A 16270-nucleotide genomic window follows, 5' to 3' on the forward strand; every position below is an offset into this window, starting at 1 on the left:
TCGACGGCCTCAGGATTTCCAAAACCGGCCTCGCCGCACTCGATCTGAAGAGCCATCATTCAATCCGCGTCCGTATCGGCGTCAAGGACGACGCCAAGCGCCCCGGCGGGATCAACATTTTCGGCAAGGGCTTTGGAAATTACGATCAGGACATCCTGCTCCGGATCAAAACTGGTTGATATCATGAAACCGGGTTCTGTAGATAACGCAGCAATTTCAATGAACTGGCTTTCTGCTGAGCCAAAACCTTCGTCTAATTGTCCTACTTTTGGCTATTTTGGCTTGACGAAGAGCTGCCAATTCCTCTTTGATATCGGGCAAGATGATTTAAATCATCGTTTGTGATATCGATGGGAGGAATGCATGAAGGCAGCCGTTACGGCACATCCGCATTATGTTGTCTCGGAAATCGATCCGAGGCTCTACGGATCCTTCATCGAGCATCTCGGGCGGGCAGTTTATACCGGCATCTACGAGCCAGGCCATCCGACGGCGGATGCCAATGGCATGCGTCAGGACGTCATCGATCTCGTCAGAGAACTTAATGTTCCGATCGTCCGCTATCCCGGCGGCAATTTCGTCTCCGCCTACAATTGGGAAGACGGCATCGGCCCCAAGGAAGAGCGCCCGGTGCGGCTCGACCTCGCCTGGCATACGTCGGAAAGCAACGAAGTCGGCCTGCACGAATTTGCCGATTGGTGCACCTCCGCCAACACCGAGATGATGCTTGCCGTCAATCTCGGCTCGCGCGGCCTTGACGAAGCCCGCAACCTTCTGGAGTACGCCAACCATCCCGGCGGCAGTAAATGGAGCGACAAACGCATCGCCAATGGCCGCAAGGAGCCCTTCGACGTCAAGCTCTGGTGCCTCGGCAATGAAATGGACGGCCCCTGGCAGATCGGCCACAAGACCGCGGACGAGTATGGCCGCTTAGCGCATGAGACGGCCAAGGCAATGCGCGCCTTCTCCAAGTCGCTCGAGTTGGTGGTCTGCGGCTCTTCGAATGCCAAGATGCCGACCTACCCTGAATGGGAAGCGACGGTTCTCGACCATACCTACAACGAGGTCGACTACATCTCGCTGCACATGTATTTCGACAACGAAGCCAACGACGCTTCGAACTATCTCGCCATGAGCGAAAAGCTCGACGACTACATTGTCTCGGTCGCCGGCGTCATCGACTATATCAAGGCCAAGAAGCGCTCCAACAAGCAGGTCTACATCTCGTTCGACGAATGGAACGTCTGGTACCATTCCAAGGAGCAGGACAAGAAAATCCTCGGCGGCAGCGACGGCTGGCCATTCGCCCCGCCGTTGCTCGAAGACATCTATAATTTCGAGGATGTGCTGCAGGTCGGCCTGATCCTCAACACCTTCATCCGCCGTTCCGATGTCGTCAAGATCGCCTGCCTGGCACAACTGGTCAACGTCATCGCGCCGATCATGACCGTTCCGAATGGCCCGGCATGGCGGCAGACGATTTTTTATCCCTATCTGTTTGCTTCTAACTACGGCCGCGGCAATGCGCTAGATCTCAAGGTGGAAAGCCCGACCTATAAATCCACCGTTGCGGGCGACGTCGCCTACGTCGACATTGCCGGCGTGCACGACACGAAGACCGGCCACGTCACCTTCTTCGCCGTCAACCGCCATTCGAGCGAGGCAATCGAAACAGTGGTCGACCTCACCGGCTTCGGCGCAGCGGAAATCGTCGATCACCGGGTCGTGGCGCACGCCGATCTGAAAGCCGTCAATTCGGCCGAGAACCCAGGCAATGTCGGCCCAAGGAAGGGTGAGGGCGCCTCACTCGCCGGCGGCAAGCTGAGCCTGTCGCTGCCGGCCTATTCCTACCAGGTCATTCGCCTGAGGCTCTGAGTTCAGGCGGATCATCGAGACAAGCGCAAGCGCTGAGGAGGAGCGTCGACGTGACGGCCGATATCGAGATCAGAAACGTGAGCAAGCAGTTCGGTGCCATGACGGTGCTGGATCATCTGTCGCTCTCCATAAGGGCACGCGAATTCATCGTGTTCCTGGGGCCGTCCGGTTGCGGAAAATCGACGCTTCTTCGAATGATTGCCGGTCTCGAAGCTGTCGATAGCGGCGAGATTGCCATCAACAATGAGCGCATCGATCATCTGCCGCCGGGCAAGCGCGGCATTGCCATGGTGTTCCAGTCCTATGCGCTTTATCCGCATATGACGGTGCGCGACAACATGGCCTTCGGGCTTGCGAATATCGGCGTTCCAGGCAAGGTCATCGAGGCGCGCATCAACGAAGCCGCCCGCATCCTCGAAATGCCGCATTTGCTCGATCGCAAGCCGGGCCAGCTCTCCGGCGGTCAGCGCCAGCGCGTCGCCATCGGCCGTGCGATCGTCAAGGAGCCGAAGGCGTTCCTGTTCGACGAGCCGCTCTCCAATCTCGATGCGGCGTTGCGCACCCGCACCCGCATCGAACTTGCCCAGCTTCATCAGCGCCTGCAGTCGACGATGATCTTCGTCACCCACGACCAGGTCGAGGCAATGACGCTCGCCGACCGCATCGTCGTCATGAACAATCGCAAGATCGATCAGATCGGCACTCCGATGGAGATCTACGAGCGTCCGGCGACCAAATTCGTCGCAGGGTTCGTCGGTGCGCCGGCGATGAACTTCGTTGATGCGACGCTCAACAAATCCGGCGAGAACGCCACGGCCAGGTTTGCGGACGGCATCTCGGTGCAGACCGAGATCGCCTCCAGCCAATTGACCGATGGCAAGTACACTTTCGGCATCCGTTCGGAAGACGTCCGTATCGTTGCCGCCGGACAGGGCAATGCCGATGGCGTGGTCGATGTGCTCGAGCGGCTCGGCGAACGCACCCTGATCTACGCGCGGCTGGGCGATGGCCAGCAGATAGTCGGTTCCGATGCCGGCAACAGTCGCGTCGCCGTCGGCGACAGGATCGGGCTCGCCTTCGACGGCCAGAAATCGCATCTGTTCAATGAGACCGGCCGCGCCTGGCATGCGAGGGAGGCCTGAGATGGTTGACCGGCTGGCGATGTCCCCGACCGCGACGCTTGCTGTCGGCGCCAGAACGCCGACCGCCGACATCTATGCGCCGCAATGGCGAAACTTCATTTTCGTTGCGCCATTCTTGTTCTTCTTCACGACGCTGCTGCTCTTCCCGCTGCTCTGGGGGATGTGGCTGAGTTTCCACAAGGCCGACACGTTCTCGTCCGGAAATTTTGTCGGTTTCGGCAATTACGTCAGGCTGTATCACGACAAGGTCTTCCTGCAATCGATCTGGAACACCTTCTACTTCGTGCTGCTGACGGTGCCGACGCTGGCGCTGATCGGTCTTTTCCTGGCGCTTTGCCTCAATCGCCGGACGCGCACTGCTGCGGTTTTGCGGACGCTGTTCTTTTCCTCGTCGGTGCTGTCGGTCACCATCGTCACGCTGATCTGGCGCATCGTCTTCATTCCGAATGTCGGCCTGTTGTCGACGATCTACGGATGGTTCGGCGCGACCGCGCCGGCTTTCATTTCCGATCCCAACCTGGCGATGGTCGGCATCGCCATTGCCACCATCTGGTGGTGCATCGGCCTGCCGATGATGCTCTTTCTCTCGGCGCTCCAGCAGATTCCGCAGGATATCTACGAGGCGGCGGCGCTGGACAATGCCAATCGCTGGCAGACGCTACGCTCGATCACGCTGCCGTCGATCAAGCGGACCTTCATCCTGGTGATCATTATCCAGATCGTGCTGCAATTCCAGCTGTTCGGCCAGGCTTGGCTGATGACGCGGGGCGGTCCGAACAACCTGACCAAGCCGATCGTGCTCTACATCTACGACACCGCATTCCGCCGCTGGGATCTCGGCCTGGGCGCCGCTGCATCGGAAATCCTGTTCATCCTCATCCTGATCGCGGCCATGGCCCAGTACCTGGTGACACGCAGCAGGGGAGACCAGGCATGAGCGCTCCAGCCGCTTCCATCAAGGGACGGGCATTTGGCGACCATTTGTTATTGGCCCTGGTCCTCCTGCTTTCGATCGTCATGATCGCGCCGGTTCTGTGGGTCATCGGCCTGTCACTCAAGGACAATGCGGAGCTGATGGCAGATCCGAATTCGGTGTTTCACGCGCCCTATACGCTGAAGAACTACATCAACACGGTCGGCACCTCGTCGGTGTTCATCTGGGTGCGCAACAGCATCATCGTCTCGGGCGGATTGACGCTCGGCACCTTGATCCTGTCGTCGCTCGCCGGCTACGGCTTTGCACGGCTGAATTTCCCCGGCCGAGACGTGCTGTTCGTGATCGTGCTGTTCGGCCTGGCGGTCCCGGAGCAGGCCGTGCTCGTCGCCCGTCACCAGATCTTCAGCATGCTGAAGTTCCACAACACCTATCAAGGGCTCATTCTGCCGGGCCTTTCGGCTCCGTTCGGCGTCTTCCTGATGACCCAGTATTTCAAAGCCATCCCGAAGGAGTTGGACGAAGCCGCCATGCTCGATAACGCCAGCCGGCTCAGGATTTTCTGGAAGGTGCTTCTGCCGCTCACGCTGCCTGCGCAGGCAACGCTCGGCATCTTTACCTTTCTCGGCGCGTGGAACGATTATTTCTGGCCGCTGATTTCGGCAACGAGGAAGGACATGTTCACGCTGACGGTCGGCATGGCCTCGACGCAGACCAACTTCGCCCAGTCCGAAGGCATCGGCTTCCTGATGGCGCAGGCGGTGTTTGCCGGTGCACCGATCCTGATCGTCTACCTGTTTTTCCAGAAATACATCGTCACGGCGGTCTCCGGCGCTGCGGTGAGATAACGAAGATTGCCTGACGGCCGGGGGGAATGCGCAGCGATTGAAGCACGAAGGCCAATCCAGGGTGGAGCGGCGGAAACTCAGTAGGAGGAACTGATATGAAACTGAAGAAAATGCTGTTTGCCGCAGTCTCTGCGGGCGCAATGATGCTCGCAAATCCAAGCTTCGCGGCCACGGAACTGAGCGTGCAGCGCTTTTTCGGCGCCTGCGATGCCGATTTCGGCACCAACACCGATCCCACCAAAGCCGTTGGCGAATGCGGAATCATCACCTCGCTGATCAACAAGTTCAACGCCGACAATCCCGATGTCCACGTCAACGTCACCACCGTGGAATGGCCCGGCTACGATCAGCTGACCGCGCAGTTCGCTTCAGGCGACGCTCCGGACATCGTCACGATCCATGAATCCGTACTGTCGGATTATCAGTCGAAGGGCCTGTTGATGCCGCTCGACGATCTCTTGAAGTCAGTCGGCGTGACACCCGACGCCTTCACCGACGCGGCGCGCAATGGCGCCACCAAAGACAGCAAGATCTATGGCCTGCCGATCGACAGCTGGACGATGCTCTATCATGTCAACATGGATCTTTTCAAACAAGCCGGCCTCGTCAGTGCCGACGGCACGCCGATTTTTCCAAAGTCGCCCGAGGAACTGCTCGCCCAGGCCGAACAGTTCAAGCAGAAGACGGGCAAGCCTTATTTCGTCCAGAACCTGACCAATGAGACTGCGCTCTACACACGCAATCTCTACACTTATCTTTTCCAGCAGGATTCCGATTTCTTTGCCGATCCGAAGCATGTGAAGTTGAATACGCCGGAAGCCAAGAAGGTCGTCGAGATGTACAAGGCGATCTTCGAGAAGGGCTACACCACCAAGGACCTCGATTATGGCGGCTCGATCAATGCCTTCCTTGCCGGCGAGGGTGGCGTCCACCTCAACGGCACCTGGGTGGTCGGCGATTACAACGCCCAGTCCGAAACCAAGGGTACGGCGCTCAACAAGGGCGGCTATGCGGTTTATCCGTATCCGCAGCTGTTTGGCGGCACCCACGCGCAATATGCCGACGGCCACACCTGGGCCGTGTCGCAGAAAGACCGCACGCCTGAACAGATCGCGGCCATCGGCAAATTCCTGAAGTTCTTCGCCGACAACGACTTTGAGTGGTCGCGCACCGGTCACCTGCCCGCCTACAAGGCCGTCATCACCTCGGACGCCTTCAAGGCCCTGCCGCATCGCAACACGATCTCTGCGGTCGCCGACCTCGGCAAGCCGCTGCCGTCGGCCGTACAGCGCCAGTTTGCGATCCAGGACATTATCGGCGAAGAGATGAGTGCAGCAATCAGTGGCCAGAAGGACGTCGACACCGCCCTTGCCGACATGGAAAGCCGCGTCAACGAATTGCTCGCCAACATTTGACCACGGGTTTCGAAAGGCCCTCCCAAGGCGCCCCCGCGGCTGGAAACGGCCGCGGGGTTTTGGTGAGGCGGTGGTTGCAGTGGTTATTGCGTGACTTGCCCGTGGCGACCGGGTCGAACACGCCAATCACGGCGCCGCAACCTCGGCAGCAGCCGACGCGAGCCCTGACTGGAGGATTCCGCTAGAACGCCGCGGCCATGGGCATTGCGATCTTGTTGGGGATCTGGATGTCGATCTCCAATCTCGACGTCGTTTCGCCGTGATCCATGCTCACCTGCAGGAAATCCTGGTCGACCTGAACATGCCGGGCGATCACCGCCATGATCTCCTCGCGCAACACGGAGACGAGATCGGGCTGGTTGCGGCTTCGACGCTCGTAAGCCAACAGCAGTTGCAAGCGCTCGCGCGCCACGGGCGCGCTGCCGCGGCGCTTGAAGATATCGAGCAGGTTCATGCTGCCCTCCTTCCCAACAGCCGGTCGAGGAGGCCCCTCCGCTCGAAAGGCAGAACGACCGGCAGGTCCTCGCCCTCGAGTCTTCTTGCCGCGTCGATATAGGCGCGTGCGGCGGGGTTGGTGTTTTCGCTGAGCGTAACCGGCGCGCCCACATTGGATGCGCGCAGCACGTCCTGGCTCTCGGGAATTATTCCCAGCAGAGGCGTGGACAGGATCTCGAGAACGTCATCAATGCTGAGCATCTCGCCGCGGGCAGCGCGGGCAGCGTCATAGCGCGTGACGAGGACGTGTTTGGCAATCGATTCACCTTGCTCGGCTTTCATCGTCCTGGAGTCGAGCAGGCCGATAATGCGATCGGAATCGCGGACCGAGCTCACTTCCGGGTTGGTCACGATTACCGCCTCGTCGGCAAAGCGCATGGCAAGTTGCGCGCCGCGCTCTATGCCGGCGGGGCTGTCGCAGAAGACGTAGTCGAAAACCGATCGCAGCTTGTCGATGACATCGGCGACGCCTTCCTCGGTGAGGGCATCCTTGTCGCGCGTTTGCGAGGCCGGCAGCAGGAACAGCGTGTCGAGTCGCTTGTCACGGATCAGCGCCTGCGAAAGCTTGGCAGTTCCCTGAATGACGTTGACGATATCGAAAACCACGCGCCGCTCGGCGCCCATGATCAGATCGAGATTGCGCAGGCCGACATCGAAGTCGACGAGGGCCACCCGCTTGCCGGTTTTCGCGACCGCCGCGCCGAGAGCGGCCGTCGAGGTCGTCTTGCCGACACCCCCTTTGCCGGATGTGACAACCACTACCTTGCCCATATTTGTGCCTCCAATGTTGTTAGTTGAGCGGTGCGACGCAAAGTGCGCCGTCCTCGAGAAAGGCCTGTACCGGCCTTCCTCGCGAGGAGGCGTCCATCTCCTCGGCGGTGCGGTACCAGCCGTCTACCGCCAGAAGTTCGGCTTCATTTTTCCGGCAAAAGATACGAGCCGCAGAATTTCCCGTGGCGCCGGCGAACGCACGCCCACGCAGCGTGCCGTAGACGTGGATCGACCCCCCGGCGATGATTTCGGAACCGGAACTGACGGAGCCGACAATGACCACATCGCCATCGGGGTGAAAGATCGACTGGCCGGAGCGGATCGGTGCCTTGATCATCAATGAGTTCGGCGCCTCCGGCTCTTCCGTCTTGGCCTCAGCGGCGGCTTTTGGGTCCGGCTGCACGTAAAGCGCGTCAGCGGTGGCCTCCTTGGCGCCAACGAGGAGCGGCGGCAGATCAGCATCGAGACCAACATTGCCGTCCGCCTCGATCGCGTAGATGCGAATCCCGCGCTCCGCGAGCTGTGAGACCAGATCTTCGATCTCGCCCGCCTCGGGCTTGAGCATATTCAGGTCGAGCACGACCGGGCGACCGGCAAAGAAGCCGGGAGAGTTTTCGGTCCAGTGATCCAGGCTTTGCAGCCATTCCCCCAACGGGGCCTCAGGGGTGAGGGTGAAGGCTACAAACGAGCGCGCTCGAAAGCGTATGGACTTGTTTTGGATGGGAGCGACGCAGGTCACAGAGGCGACTCCTTACTGATTGGTTAAGGCTAGCCCGGCATGGTTAACGAACAGTTAATGGCGGCCTTCCGAGGCTTCCATTCTTGCTGTTTCGGAGCGCACCGACGGTCGATCTGATTGGACCCTGGAGACCCTCGCCGTTGCCGAAGATCGGCCGATGGGCGGAAATGAGGCGTTGCGACGGTGCGGAGGTGCCATTCGACCTCCGCACCGCAATCGCCATGGCACTTTTGTCAGTTACCCATCATCTGCTTGGCGTTTTCCGGCGTGATCGCCGTCGTTGCAACTGTGACCGTCGGCTCGACGGATGTGGCGCAATTGAGAAGAACCGACTTTGCCATATCGATCGCCTCCTTGGCGCCCGTCGGATAAGTGAAGGTTGCAGCCCATTCGCCTTCGGCAACGGCCCGGATGCCGCCGGCAGGACCTGGCAATCCGTCGGTGCCGATGATCTTGATCTGCCCTTCCTTGCCGGCGCCCTTGGCGGCAAGGCGCGCTCCGGCGGCCATCATGTCGTTGCTGGCGTAGACCATCTTGATATCGGGATTGGCCTGAAGCATGGCTGCGAACGCCGTCTGTGCCTTGTCCGGCAGCCAGTCCGCCGCCTGCTCGGCGACGACCTTGATCTTGTCGTTCTCCTTGACGCCGTCCTTGAAGCCGTTGAGCCGTTCCACGGCAGGGGTCGAACTGGGCAGCCCTTCCAGAACGGCAACTTCACCGCCGTCAGGAAGCAGTTTCGTGGCGGTATATTTGCCGGCTTCGAAGGCGATCTTGTAATTGTCGCCGCCAATAAAAGCCGTGTAGTCCTTGCCCGGATCGCCAACCGTCTTGCGGTCGAGCTCGATGACGGGGATGCCGGCCTCCATGGCCCGCTTCACCGCCGGCGTCAGCGGCGATGCTTCGAAGGGCGATATCAGCAGCAGGTCGACCTTCTGGGTGATGAAATTGTCGACCTGTGAGGTCTGGGTGTTCACGCTGCCGGCGCCATCGGCGATCTGCAAGGTGAACTGGGACACTGCCTTGGCGGCGGCGGTGAGTTCGTCATTGACGTGCTGGCGATACGGCTCGGCATTGTTGGCCTGAGAAAAGCCGATTACGAATTCGCCGGTCTTGGAGCAAGCCTTGACCAATGGTTCCGCAGCTTGAGCCCCTCCGGCGGCTGCGAGAAAGGTCCCGGCAAGCAGACACGTTTGCCAGGCCCTTTGTCTGCTATTGCGTGTGCTCCTGATAACCATGGTTGTTTCCTTCCTGTCGATGCCCTTGGCTCGACTGTTGGTTTGCTGAGCTTCACTCTCCCGACGCCGGGTAAGCTGGCGTTCAGGGGTCTTCCAATGTCGCCCACTTAACGGACCAGACCTTCGCGGCGACGGACGAGGGACTGAAGAACCGCCGCCAGGATGATGATCGCGGCTGACGCGAGCAATTGCAGGGCGGGTGTGATGTTGTTGAGTTGCAGGACGTTGGCGAGCGCGCCGAGCATGATCGTGCCGGCGACCGTGCCGACCATCGATCCGGCTCCACCGAACAGGCTGGTACCGCCGATGACGACCGCGGCGATGGCGGTAAGTTCGTAACCGGCGCCGTCATTGGCACTGCCGAAGTTGAACTGCCCTGCATGGACGATGCCGGCGAGAGCGGCCGCGAAGCCGGTGATCGCATAGACGGTGATCTTGACGGCGGACACCGGAACGCCCGAGAGGCGCGCCGCCCGCTCATTGCCGCCGACGGCAAAGACATAGCGGCCAAAGCGGGTCGTGTTGAGAACCACTGTGGCGATCGCCGCAAAAGCGATGAAGACGATGGTTGCCACCGGCACCACATTGTTGAACAAGCGCTCGCCCAGAATGGCAAATACCGGAGGGGCAAGCCCGGGTCCGTCGCCATAGGAGATGTTGATGTACTCGTTGCCCGAGACGACCAGGGCCAGACCGCGCGCGGCCTGAAGGCCCGCGAGGGTGACGATGAAGGGCTCAAGGCGGAAGCGCGTCGAGATCGAGCCCTGAACGGCACCGAAGACCACGCCGGCAAGAAGCACGGCAAGGATCGTCGGCACGAGGCCAACGCCACCATTGATCATCATCGTGGCCGTGACGACACTGGCCAGGCCAAGCAAAGCGCCAACCGAGAGGTCGATCCCCGCAGTGATGATGACGAAGGTCATGCCGATCGCGATGATGCCGGTCTCGGACACGGCGCGTACGATGTTGGCGATGTTGTCCGGGGCGATGAACAGTATCTGTCCGTGCCGGCGCGGCGAGAAGATGATGCCGCCGATCACGACGACCACCAAGCCGATCAGGCTCTGGAAGCGGACGATGAGTGCAAGCGGATCGCGCCGCTTCTGAGCTGTCTTGCCGCTCGGCAGTTCGGTATCCGCCGTGCTGGTGTCGGACATCAGGAGGCCTTTCCGGTTGCGGCGGCAAGCACCGTGTGTTCATCGACGCCGCGCTCGAATTCCGCCACGTTGCGGCCCTCCCGAAGAACCACGATGCGATCGCATAGGCCAATCAGCTCAGGCATTTCGCTCGAGGCGACGAGTATGCCGAGGCCTTGCGATGCCAGATCGCGAAGCCTGGCATAGATTTCCGCCTTCGCGCCGACGTCGACGCCACGCGTCGGTTCATCCAGCAACAGCAGCCGCGGATTGCCGAGGATCTCCTTGGCGAGCACCACCTTCTGCTGGTTGCCGCCCGACAGCGCGCCGACCGGGATGGCCGCATTGCGCGGTCGTATGTCGAATTGGCCGAACGAGCGCGCCACAGCGGCTGCTTCGCGTGCAATCGACATGAAGCCGCGCGGCGAGATTCGTCGCAGCACCGACATGACCAGGTTGCGGCCGACCGCTGTACGCAGCATCAGCCCGCTTCCTCGCCTGTCGTCGGTGACGAGGGCGACGCCGGCCCTGCGCGCAGCTCTGATGGACTCGAGGCGCACCGGGCGATCGTCGACCTCGACGGTGCCGGCCCAACGGCCGGCCAGGCCGGTGCCATAGAGCGCGCTGAGCAACTCGGTACGGCCGGCACCCATGACGCCCGCCAGGCCGACAATTTCGCCCTCATGCACGTCGAGCGAAACGTTTTGGGGAACCTGCCAGCCGGCGCTGGCTCGAGCGGGATGGAAACGGGCGTCCTTGAGATGAAGGAGCCGGCGACCTGCGGTGCGTGTGCGTTTCGGGTAAAGGTCCTCCAGAGGCCGGCCGACGAGAAGGCTGACCAGTTCGGCCTGTGGTGCGTCCGGGGCTGTCGTCCCGGCCACGCGGCCATCGCGCATCACCGTTACCCGGTCCGCAACTTGGGGAACCTCCTCAAGCCGATGCGAGATGTAGATGATGCCCACGCCGGTGGCACTGAGCTTGCGCATGATGGTGAAGAGCCTGTCCACCTCGCTGACCGTCAGGGCCGCCGTCGGCTCGTCCATGATCAGGACACGCGATGCATAGGACAGTGCCTTGACGATCGCCACGACCTGACGATGCCCGATCGACAGTTCGCCGACGGGCCGTTCGACATCGATGTCCAACTCGATGGCGGTCAGCCGGGTGCGGGCTTCTTCGCGCATCCTTGCGACATCGAGAAAACCGCCGGGCTTCACCAACTCGCGACCGAGGAAAAGATTGGCCGCGACATCGAGGCCAGGCACGAGATCGAGTTCCTGGAAGATCGTGGCGATGCCGGCGGCCTGCGCTTCGCGCGGATTGGCAAAATGCACCGGTGCGCCATCGATCGTGATCGTTCCTTCGTCAGGGGCGTGCACACCGGACAGGATGTTCATCAATGTCGACTTGCCAGCGCCGTTCTCGCCCAGCAGGGCATGGATCTCGCCCACGCGCAGTTCGAAATCGACGCCGCGCAAAGCGTGAACGCCACCGAAACGTTTAACGACGCCATTCATGGTCAGAAGCGGCGAAGTCATGCCGGTCTTCCGCAGGATGCGCGCAGGCGCAGCGTTGGCTCAAGGCGAACCGTGCGTCGTTGGCCATCTGGAAGTCCAATCCGCTCAATCAGCAACGCGGCTGCCTGCCGGCCCAAATCCTCGCAGGGCTGTTCGACCAGCGTCAGTCGCGGCTCGAAGTAATCGGCCCATTCGAAATCGTCGAAGCCGACCACCGATATGTCCCTGGGGACAGCGAGCCCTCGCTCACGGACCGCGCGCATCACGCCTATCGTCGACAGATTGTTGCCGGTCACCAGGGCAGTCGGAGGCACCAGCAGCGACAACAGCGCATGGGCGGCGGTGCTCGCACTGGCGGTGGTCGCGTTTCCCGTCACGACGTAGTCCGGCACAAACTCCAGGCCGTTGGCCTCCAGTGCCGCGCGAAATCCGTTCATGCGCTCCAGCGTGGTGGCAAATCCCCGCTGTCCGGCAACAAAACCGATGCGGCGATGTCCGAAGGACACGACGTGGTCGATCAGCGCGCGGATGGCCTCGAAATTCTCGACACCGACCTGATCAAAGCGATCGTCAGGTAGTCGGTCGATCAAGACGCAGGGCAGGGACCGTTCCGAGAGATATCGCAATGCAGCTTGCGGCGCGGCAGAGGGCGCCAGGATGATCCCGTCGACGCGTCGCTGGTGCAGTGCCTGGACGACAGCCAGTTCCTTGTCGGAATCGTCCTGCGTATCCGACAGGAACACCATGAGGCCAAGGCGCGCGCACTCGGTCTCGACGGCGCAGATGATGTCGCTGAAATAGGGGTTTGAGATCGCCGAAATCGCCAGGCCGACACTGCTCGTCGAGGCCAGCTTTAGCGAGCGTGCGACACTGTTGGGCATATAGCCGAGAGCAGCGATCGCCTCGCTCACCGATCTGGCAGTGGCCGGGGAGACATAGCGGGTTTGATTGACGACGTGTGAAACGGTCGACACCGACACGCCTGCCCTGCGAGCGACCTCGACGATCGTCGTCATCGCGGAGCTGTCGCGCTCGACGTGGTGACGGGCAAGCGCACGCACGCTCCTCCTCGAATCTTGCGTTTCCCAGTCTCACAATCTTTGAATCCGCCTGGGCGGCCGTTGTGACTTTCCGAAAGCTAGCGCCATCGAAACGTTTGCGCAACCGGTTTTCTGGCTTGATGTGACTTGCTTGCGCCGAAATCAGCCAGGACTTCCGTGCCGGCCATCAGCTGCGGCTGGATGCCACCGCGATCTGTTGGCCGGGCGCGACAACTAGAGCAAGGCTTCGTACCGATCGCCAATCTTGTCGACTGCGAAATCCGCCGCCCGGCTTTTCAGGACGGCAGCAGGGGTGGGGTGGTCCAGCATCTCGGCCATCGCCTTCGCCAGGGCTGCGGCGTCACCGACCGGCACCAAGGTGCCGAAACGGCCGTCACCGAGTATCTCGCGCGGGCCATACGGAGCATCGGTGGAGATTACCGGGACACCGGCAGCCATGGCCTCGACCAACACGTTGCCAAAGCCTTCGCTGGTGGATGTAAGGACGAACAGATCGGCTGCGGCATAACAGGCTGCCGGATCGTTGACGTAGCCGGCAAAGAGCACTTCCCCGCCTATGCCGGTTTCTTCGGCATAGGCGTGCAATTCGGCAGCCAGCGGACCTTCGCCGAAGATGACAAGCCGGGCAGGGCGGCCGGCGCGCAGGGCAGCGAAGGCCCGCAGCAAAGTCCGGTGGTCCTTGACCGGCACCAGGCGCCCGGCCGTGGCGATGACCGGGCCATATCCCATCGCTGCCAATTTTGCCTGCCAGGCATAGGAAGTCCCCTGCGGTGCTTCAGCCGGCGGCAGCGGGTTGCTGATGACCACGACCTTGGATTCGGGGAAGCCGCGGGCGATGATGTCACGGCCGACACCCGCCGAAACGGCGATGGCTTTGGTCGCGCGCGCTGCAACCAGCGCGGAAAGCCAGATCGCCAGCCTCGCGCCGAGGCCGCTCGCAGGCAGCGAGGCGGCGGCGTGGAAGCTTGGAAAGAATTTTGCGCGGCTTCTGGCCAACATGAGTGACAGCGCCATGACCAGATTGGCGAATTCCGGGGCACTATAGACCGCATCAGGATCAAGGCGGCGGAACAAATTTGCGCTTCGCACGATGCCTTTTAGCGTCGCCGACTTGGCGTAACCCTCGCCGCGCAAGAGAAGGCCGAAGTCGACCAGATGCACGGCGGCGGAGCGCAGCGCCGCGTTAGGCCCTTGCGCGTTCCAGGTAAAAAGCGTGACCTCGTGGCCACGCGACGCCATTTCATTTGCCATCAGGACGAAGACACGCTCGGCGCCGCCGCCTCGCAGGCTGGCGATGTGGAAAACGATGCGCTTCGCCATGCCTTGCTTCAGGCTCGGCTGGCAGCAAGGTCTGATCTGTTCGGCGGCCGGCGCATGTCGCGGATAATGCCCATGCCAATGGCCAGCAGCATGCCCAGGGCAAAGCCTGCGAACGCTCCTGCGCCTGCCACCAGGGCAGTGCGCGGGGGCCATGAGCGCCCTGGCGGGGGCACCGCGGTCGAAATCACCTGTACGTTTGTGGTGTCGATCTGCTCGCGCTCGCTGATTTGGCGCGCACGTGACAGAAAGCTCTCATAGACCGCTCTCTTCGAGGCCGCATCGCGTTCAAGCTCACGCAGGGCGACTTCGGATTCGCTGTCGGTGAAAACGTTGCTCTTCAGATCGTTCATCCTGGCGTTGAGAGAGGCCAACGAGGCCCTGGCCTTGTCCAGGCTGGACTTTGCCGTTCCGACGGTGCGGGAGAACTCGGCTCGGAGTTGCGAGTTGACGGTCTCGAGCTCCGTCCTCAGCCTGACAATCGTCGGGTGGCGCGGACCGAAGGTCATCGACTGTGAGTCGATCTGCTGTCGCAGGCTGTTTGACCTCTCGCGCAGCGCCGCGAGCGCTTCCGAAACCGTGGGGTCGGGATTGGCCCCATTTATACCGGAGGCAACCAGGGCGTCGTAGCTTGCCTGCGCGGCGATCACGCGCGATTGCGCATCGACGATTTCGCCGTTGAGCTGCGTCATCGTCTGCGAACTGACGAGCTGGCCATTGCTGGAGGACAGGTTGTGGCTGCGCCTGTAGCTCTCGACCTTCTCTTCGGCTGCCTGGACGTCGCTCTTGAGTTGGCCAAGCCGGCTGTCGAGGGCAGCCGCGGCACGGCCGGCACCGGCAGCTTCGGCCTTGGCCAGTTCTTCCTGGAAGTTTTTGACTATGGCCTGCGAGATCAGGATCGCTTTGGCAGTGGTTTCCGCGGATACCGAGAGGGTTGTGACAAACGAGGTTGGGTCCGCAGCGGCGTTTACCCGGTCCGCCAGGTTCTTCAAGGCGATAAGCTTCGGGTCGGGCTTCGCCACCGCGCCAGACGTAGACGTGCTCCGGTCTGGATCGAAAAACTCTGGATCGTGAGTCAGATTCAGTTCGTCCACCACACGGGAAAGCACGTTGCCCGAGGTCAAGATGCGCTGCTTGCTGCGTGTGTTGAGCAGCTGGCTATCGACCTGGCCCGGTTGTGAGTAGAGGTCGTTTTCCACAACCTGCAAATTGGAGGGGTTGATGAGTACCTCTGTCGTGACGGTGTAACGCTGCTTGCTCAGCAATGCATAGGCGCCGCCGACAATGCCGCCGATTACCGCCAGCATGAACGCCAGGGCGAGACCGGCCCGCAGCCAGATGAACAGGCGTCGAAAATCGAGCTCGAGGAAATCGCCGATCTTGTCCAGGGTCACCGTCGCGACAGGCTCGGATGGTTGCGGCGTCACCGGTGCGGAGCTGCGCGCCGCGACTGGGTCATGCTGTTGCAGCATCGCCCTGCGCCGCGCATTGGCGATACGCGCGAACGCACTGTTATTGGAAGCCGTCGCGGAGATGGGGGGTGTGCCGGAACCGGCAGACATGGTGACAACCCTTGTTAAATCGTTACGCTTGGCCTGCTCTACAGAAACATCGTTAATATCTTATTTTCCAAGCTGGCCCATTTTGCCGTTCATCCCCCCTTCCGTCCGGCGGACGTTGAAGGGATTCGTTGCCCAGAATTTGGCGCGCATTCTTGCCGTCGCCCGATTTGCGTCCGCAACCGGTGAGTGATTTTCATGAAATCGGTAACGCGCACTTAAC

General features: G+C 61.3%; 14 protein-coding genes and 1 pseudogene. 6 read left to right on the forward strand and 9 right to left on the reverse strand.

The genetic code is table 11. The features are described 5' to 3' along the window. From NKJ09_RS18750 to NKJ09_RS18775, 6 genes and pseudogenes are all read left to right on the forward strand, one after another. A pseudogene (locus NKJ09_RS18750) lies at nt 1-179 on the forward strand (transcriptional regulator); the annotation flags it as partial. A 184-nt stretch (nt 180-363) separates the two neighbouring features. Continuing rightward, entirely contained in the window at nt 364-1875 is a 1512-nt protein-coding gene (gene arfA / locus NKJ09_RS18755; RefSeq protein ID WP_023720714.1) for an arabinosylfuranosidase ArfA, read from the forward strand. A gap of 50 nt (nt 1876-1925) precedes the next feature. After that, the gene (locus tag NKJ09_RS18760) at nt 1926-3017 is read left to right on the forward strand and encodes an ABC transporter ATP-binding protein (RefSeq protein ID WP_023720713.1); all 1092 of its coding nucleotides are present in this window, start codon (nt 1926-1928) and stop codon (nt 3015-3017) included. Between the two features lie 19 nt (nt 3018-3036). Beyond that, nucleotides 3037-3954: a carbohydrate ABC transporter permease gene (locus tag NKJ09_RS18765; RefSeq protein WP_051409714.1), complete on the forward strand. Its 918-nt coding sequence runs from the start codon at nt 3037-3039 to the stop codon at nt 3952-3954. Beyond that, on the forward strand, nt 3951-4799 hold the full coding sequence (locus tag NKJ09_RS18770; RefSeq protein WP_352484059.1) for a carbohydrate ABC transporter permease: 849 nt from the start codon (nt 3951-3953) through the stop codon (nt 4797-4799). The genes NKJ09_RS18765 and NKJ09_RS18770 overlap by 4 nt, the downstream gene beginning before the upstream one ends. Before the next feature lie 95 nt (nt 4800-4894). Beyond that, the gene (locus tag NKJ09_RS18775; protein WP_023720710.1) at nt 4895-6214 is read left to right on the forward strand and encodes an ABC transporter substrate-binding protein; all 1320 of its coding nucleotides are present in this window, start codon (nt 4895-4897) and stop codon (nt 6212-6214) included. Nucleotides 6215-6395: 181 nt separating this feature from the next. Here the strand turns inward: NKJ09_RS18775 and minE are convergent, their stop codons facing one another. The 9 genes from minE to NKJ09_RS18820 form a co-directional block, all read right to left on the reverse strand. Continuing rightward, nucleotides 6396-6668, reverse strand: a complete 273-nt coding sequence (gene minE, locus NKJ09_RS18780; RefSeq protein WP_023720709.1) for a cell division topological specificity factor MinE — start codon at nt 6666-6668, stop codon at nt 6396-6398. Continuing rightward, entirely contained in the window at nt 6665-7480 is an 816-nt protein-coding gene (gene minD, locus NKJ09_RS18785; protein WP_023720708.1) for a septum site-determining protein MinD, read from the reverse strand. Before minD ends, minE begins: the two co-directional genes overlap by 4 nt. 19 nt (nt 7481-7499) lie before the next feature. Next, entirely contained in the window at nt 7500-8219 is a 720-nt protein-coding gene (minC, locus tag NKJ09_RS18790; protein WP_031194495.1) for a septum site-determining protein MinC, read from the reverse strand. A 233-nt stretch (nt 8220-8452) separates the two neighbouring features. Then, nucleotides 8453-9454 (reverse strand): substrate-binding domain-containing protein, encoded by a 1002-nt coding sequence (locus tag NKJ09_RS18795; RefSeq protein ID WP_352494490.1) that lies wholly within the window; start codon nt 9452-9454, stop codon nt 8453-8455. 107 nt (nt 9455-9561) lie between these two features. Next, nucleotides 9562-10614, reverse strand: a complete 1053-nt coding sequence (locus NKJ09_RS18800; RefSeq protein WP_352763288.1) for an ABC transporter permease — start codon at nt 10612-10614, stop codon at nt 9562-9564. Beyond that, nucleotides 10614-12131 (reverse strand): sugar ABC transporter ATP-binding protein, encoded by a 1518-nt coding sequence (locus NKJ09_RS18805; RefSeq protein ID WP_352494489.1) that lies wholly within the window; start codon nt 12129-12131, stop codon nt 10614-10616. The genes NKJ09_RS18800 and NKJ09_RS18805 overlap by 1 nt, the downstream gene beginning before the upstream one ends. After that, complete coding sequence (locus NKJ09_RS18810) at nt 12128-13126, reverse strand: LacI family DNA-binding transcriptional regulator (protein ID WP_352494544.1); 999 nt, start codon at nt 13124-13126, stop codon at nt 12128-12130. The genes NKJ09_RS18805 and NKJ09_RS18810 overlap by 4 nt, the downstream gene beginning before the upstream one ends. Nucleotides 13127-13384: 258 nt before the next feature. After that, on the reverse strand, nt 13385-14491 hold the full coding sequence (locus tag NKJ09_RS18815) for a glycosyltransferase (protein WP_352763290.1): 1107 nt from the start codon (nt 14489-14491) through the stop codon (nt 13385-13387). Nucleotides 14492-14499: 8 nt separating this feature from the next. Beyond that, a complete protein-coding gene (locus tag NKJ09_RS18820) occupies nt 14500-16050 on the reverse strand; it encodes a GumC family protein (RefSeq protein ID WP_352494487.1) in 1551 nt (516 codons plus the stop codon). Nucleotides 16051-16270 lie beyond the last annotated feature (220 nt).

The sequence above is a fragment of the Mesorhizobium sp. M0189 genome, from assembly GCF_040322135.1.
In the GTDB taxonomy this organism is placed as follows: Bacteria; Pseudomonadota; Alphaproteobacteria; order Rhizobiales; family Rhizobiaceae; genus Mesorhizobium.

Bases quoted from the DNA above. Each gene is read 5' to 3' on its own strand.
- arfA (WP_023720714.1), top strand. From the start codon at position 364: ATGAAGGCAGCCGTTACGGCACATCCGCATTATGTTGTCTCGGAAATC.
- minE (WP_023720709.1), bottom strand. From the start codon at position 6,668: ATGAACCTGCTCGATATCTTCAAGCGCCGCGGCAGCGCGCCCGTGGCG.
- NKJ09_RS18795 (WP_352494490.1), bottom strand. From the start codon at position 9,454: ATGGTTATCAGGAGCACACGCAATAGCAGACAAAGGGCCTGGCAAACG.
- NKJ09_RS18765 (WP_051409714.1), top strand. From the start codon at position 3,037: ATGTCCCCGACCGCGACGCTTGCTGTCGGCGCCAGAACGCCGACCGCC.
- NKJ09_RS18815 (WP_352763290.1), bottom strand. From the start codon at position 14,491: ATGGCGAAGCGCATCGTTTTCCACATCGCCAGCCTGCGAGGCGGCGGC.
- NKJ09_RS18775 (WP_023720710.1), top strand. From the start codon at position 4,895: ATGAAACTGAAGAAAATGCTGTTTGCCGCAGTCTCTGCGGGCGCAATG.
- minD (WP_023720708.1), bottom strand. From the start codon at position 7,480: ATGGGCAAGGTAGTGGTTGTCACATCCGGCAAAGGGGGTGTCGGCAAG.
- NKJ09_RS18810 (WP_352494544.1), bottom strand. From the start codon at position 13,126: ATGACGACGATCGTCGAGGTCGCTCGCAGGGCAGGCGTGTCGGTGTCG.
- NKJ09_RS18805 (WP_352494489.1), bottom strand. From the start codon at position 12,131: ATGACTTCGCCGCTTCTGACCATGAATGGCGTCGTTAAACGTTTCGGT.
- NKJ09_RS18770 (WP_352484059.1), top strand. From the start codon at position 3,951: ATGAGCGCTCCAGCCGCTTCCATCAAGGGACGGGCATTTGGCGACCAT.
- NKJ09_RS18820 (WP_352494487.1), bottom strand. From the start codon at position 16,050: ATGTCTGCCGGTTCCGGCACACCCCCCATCTCCGCGACGGCTTCCAAT.
- NKJ09_RS18800 (WP_352763288.1), bottom strand. From the start codon at position 10,614: ATGTCCGACACCAGCACGGCGGATACCGAACTGCCGAGCGGCAAGACA.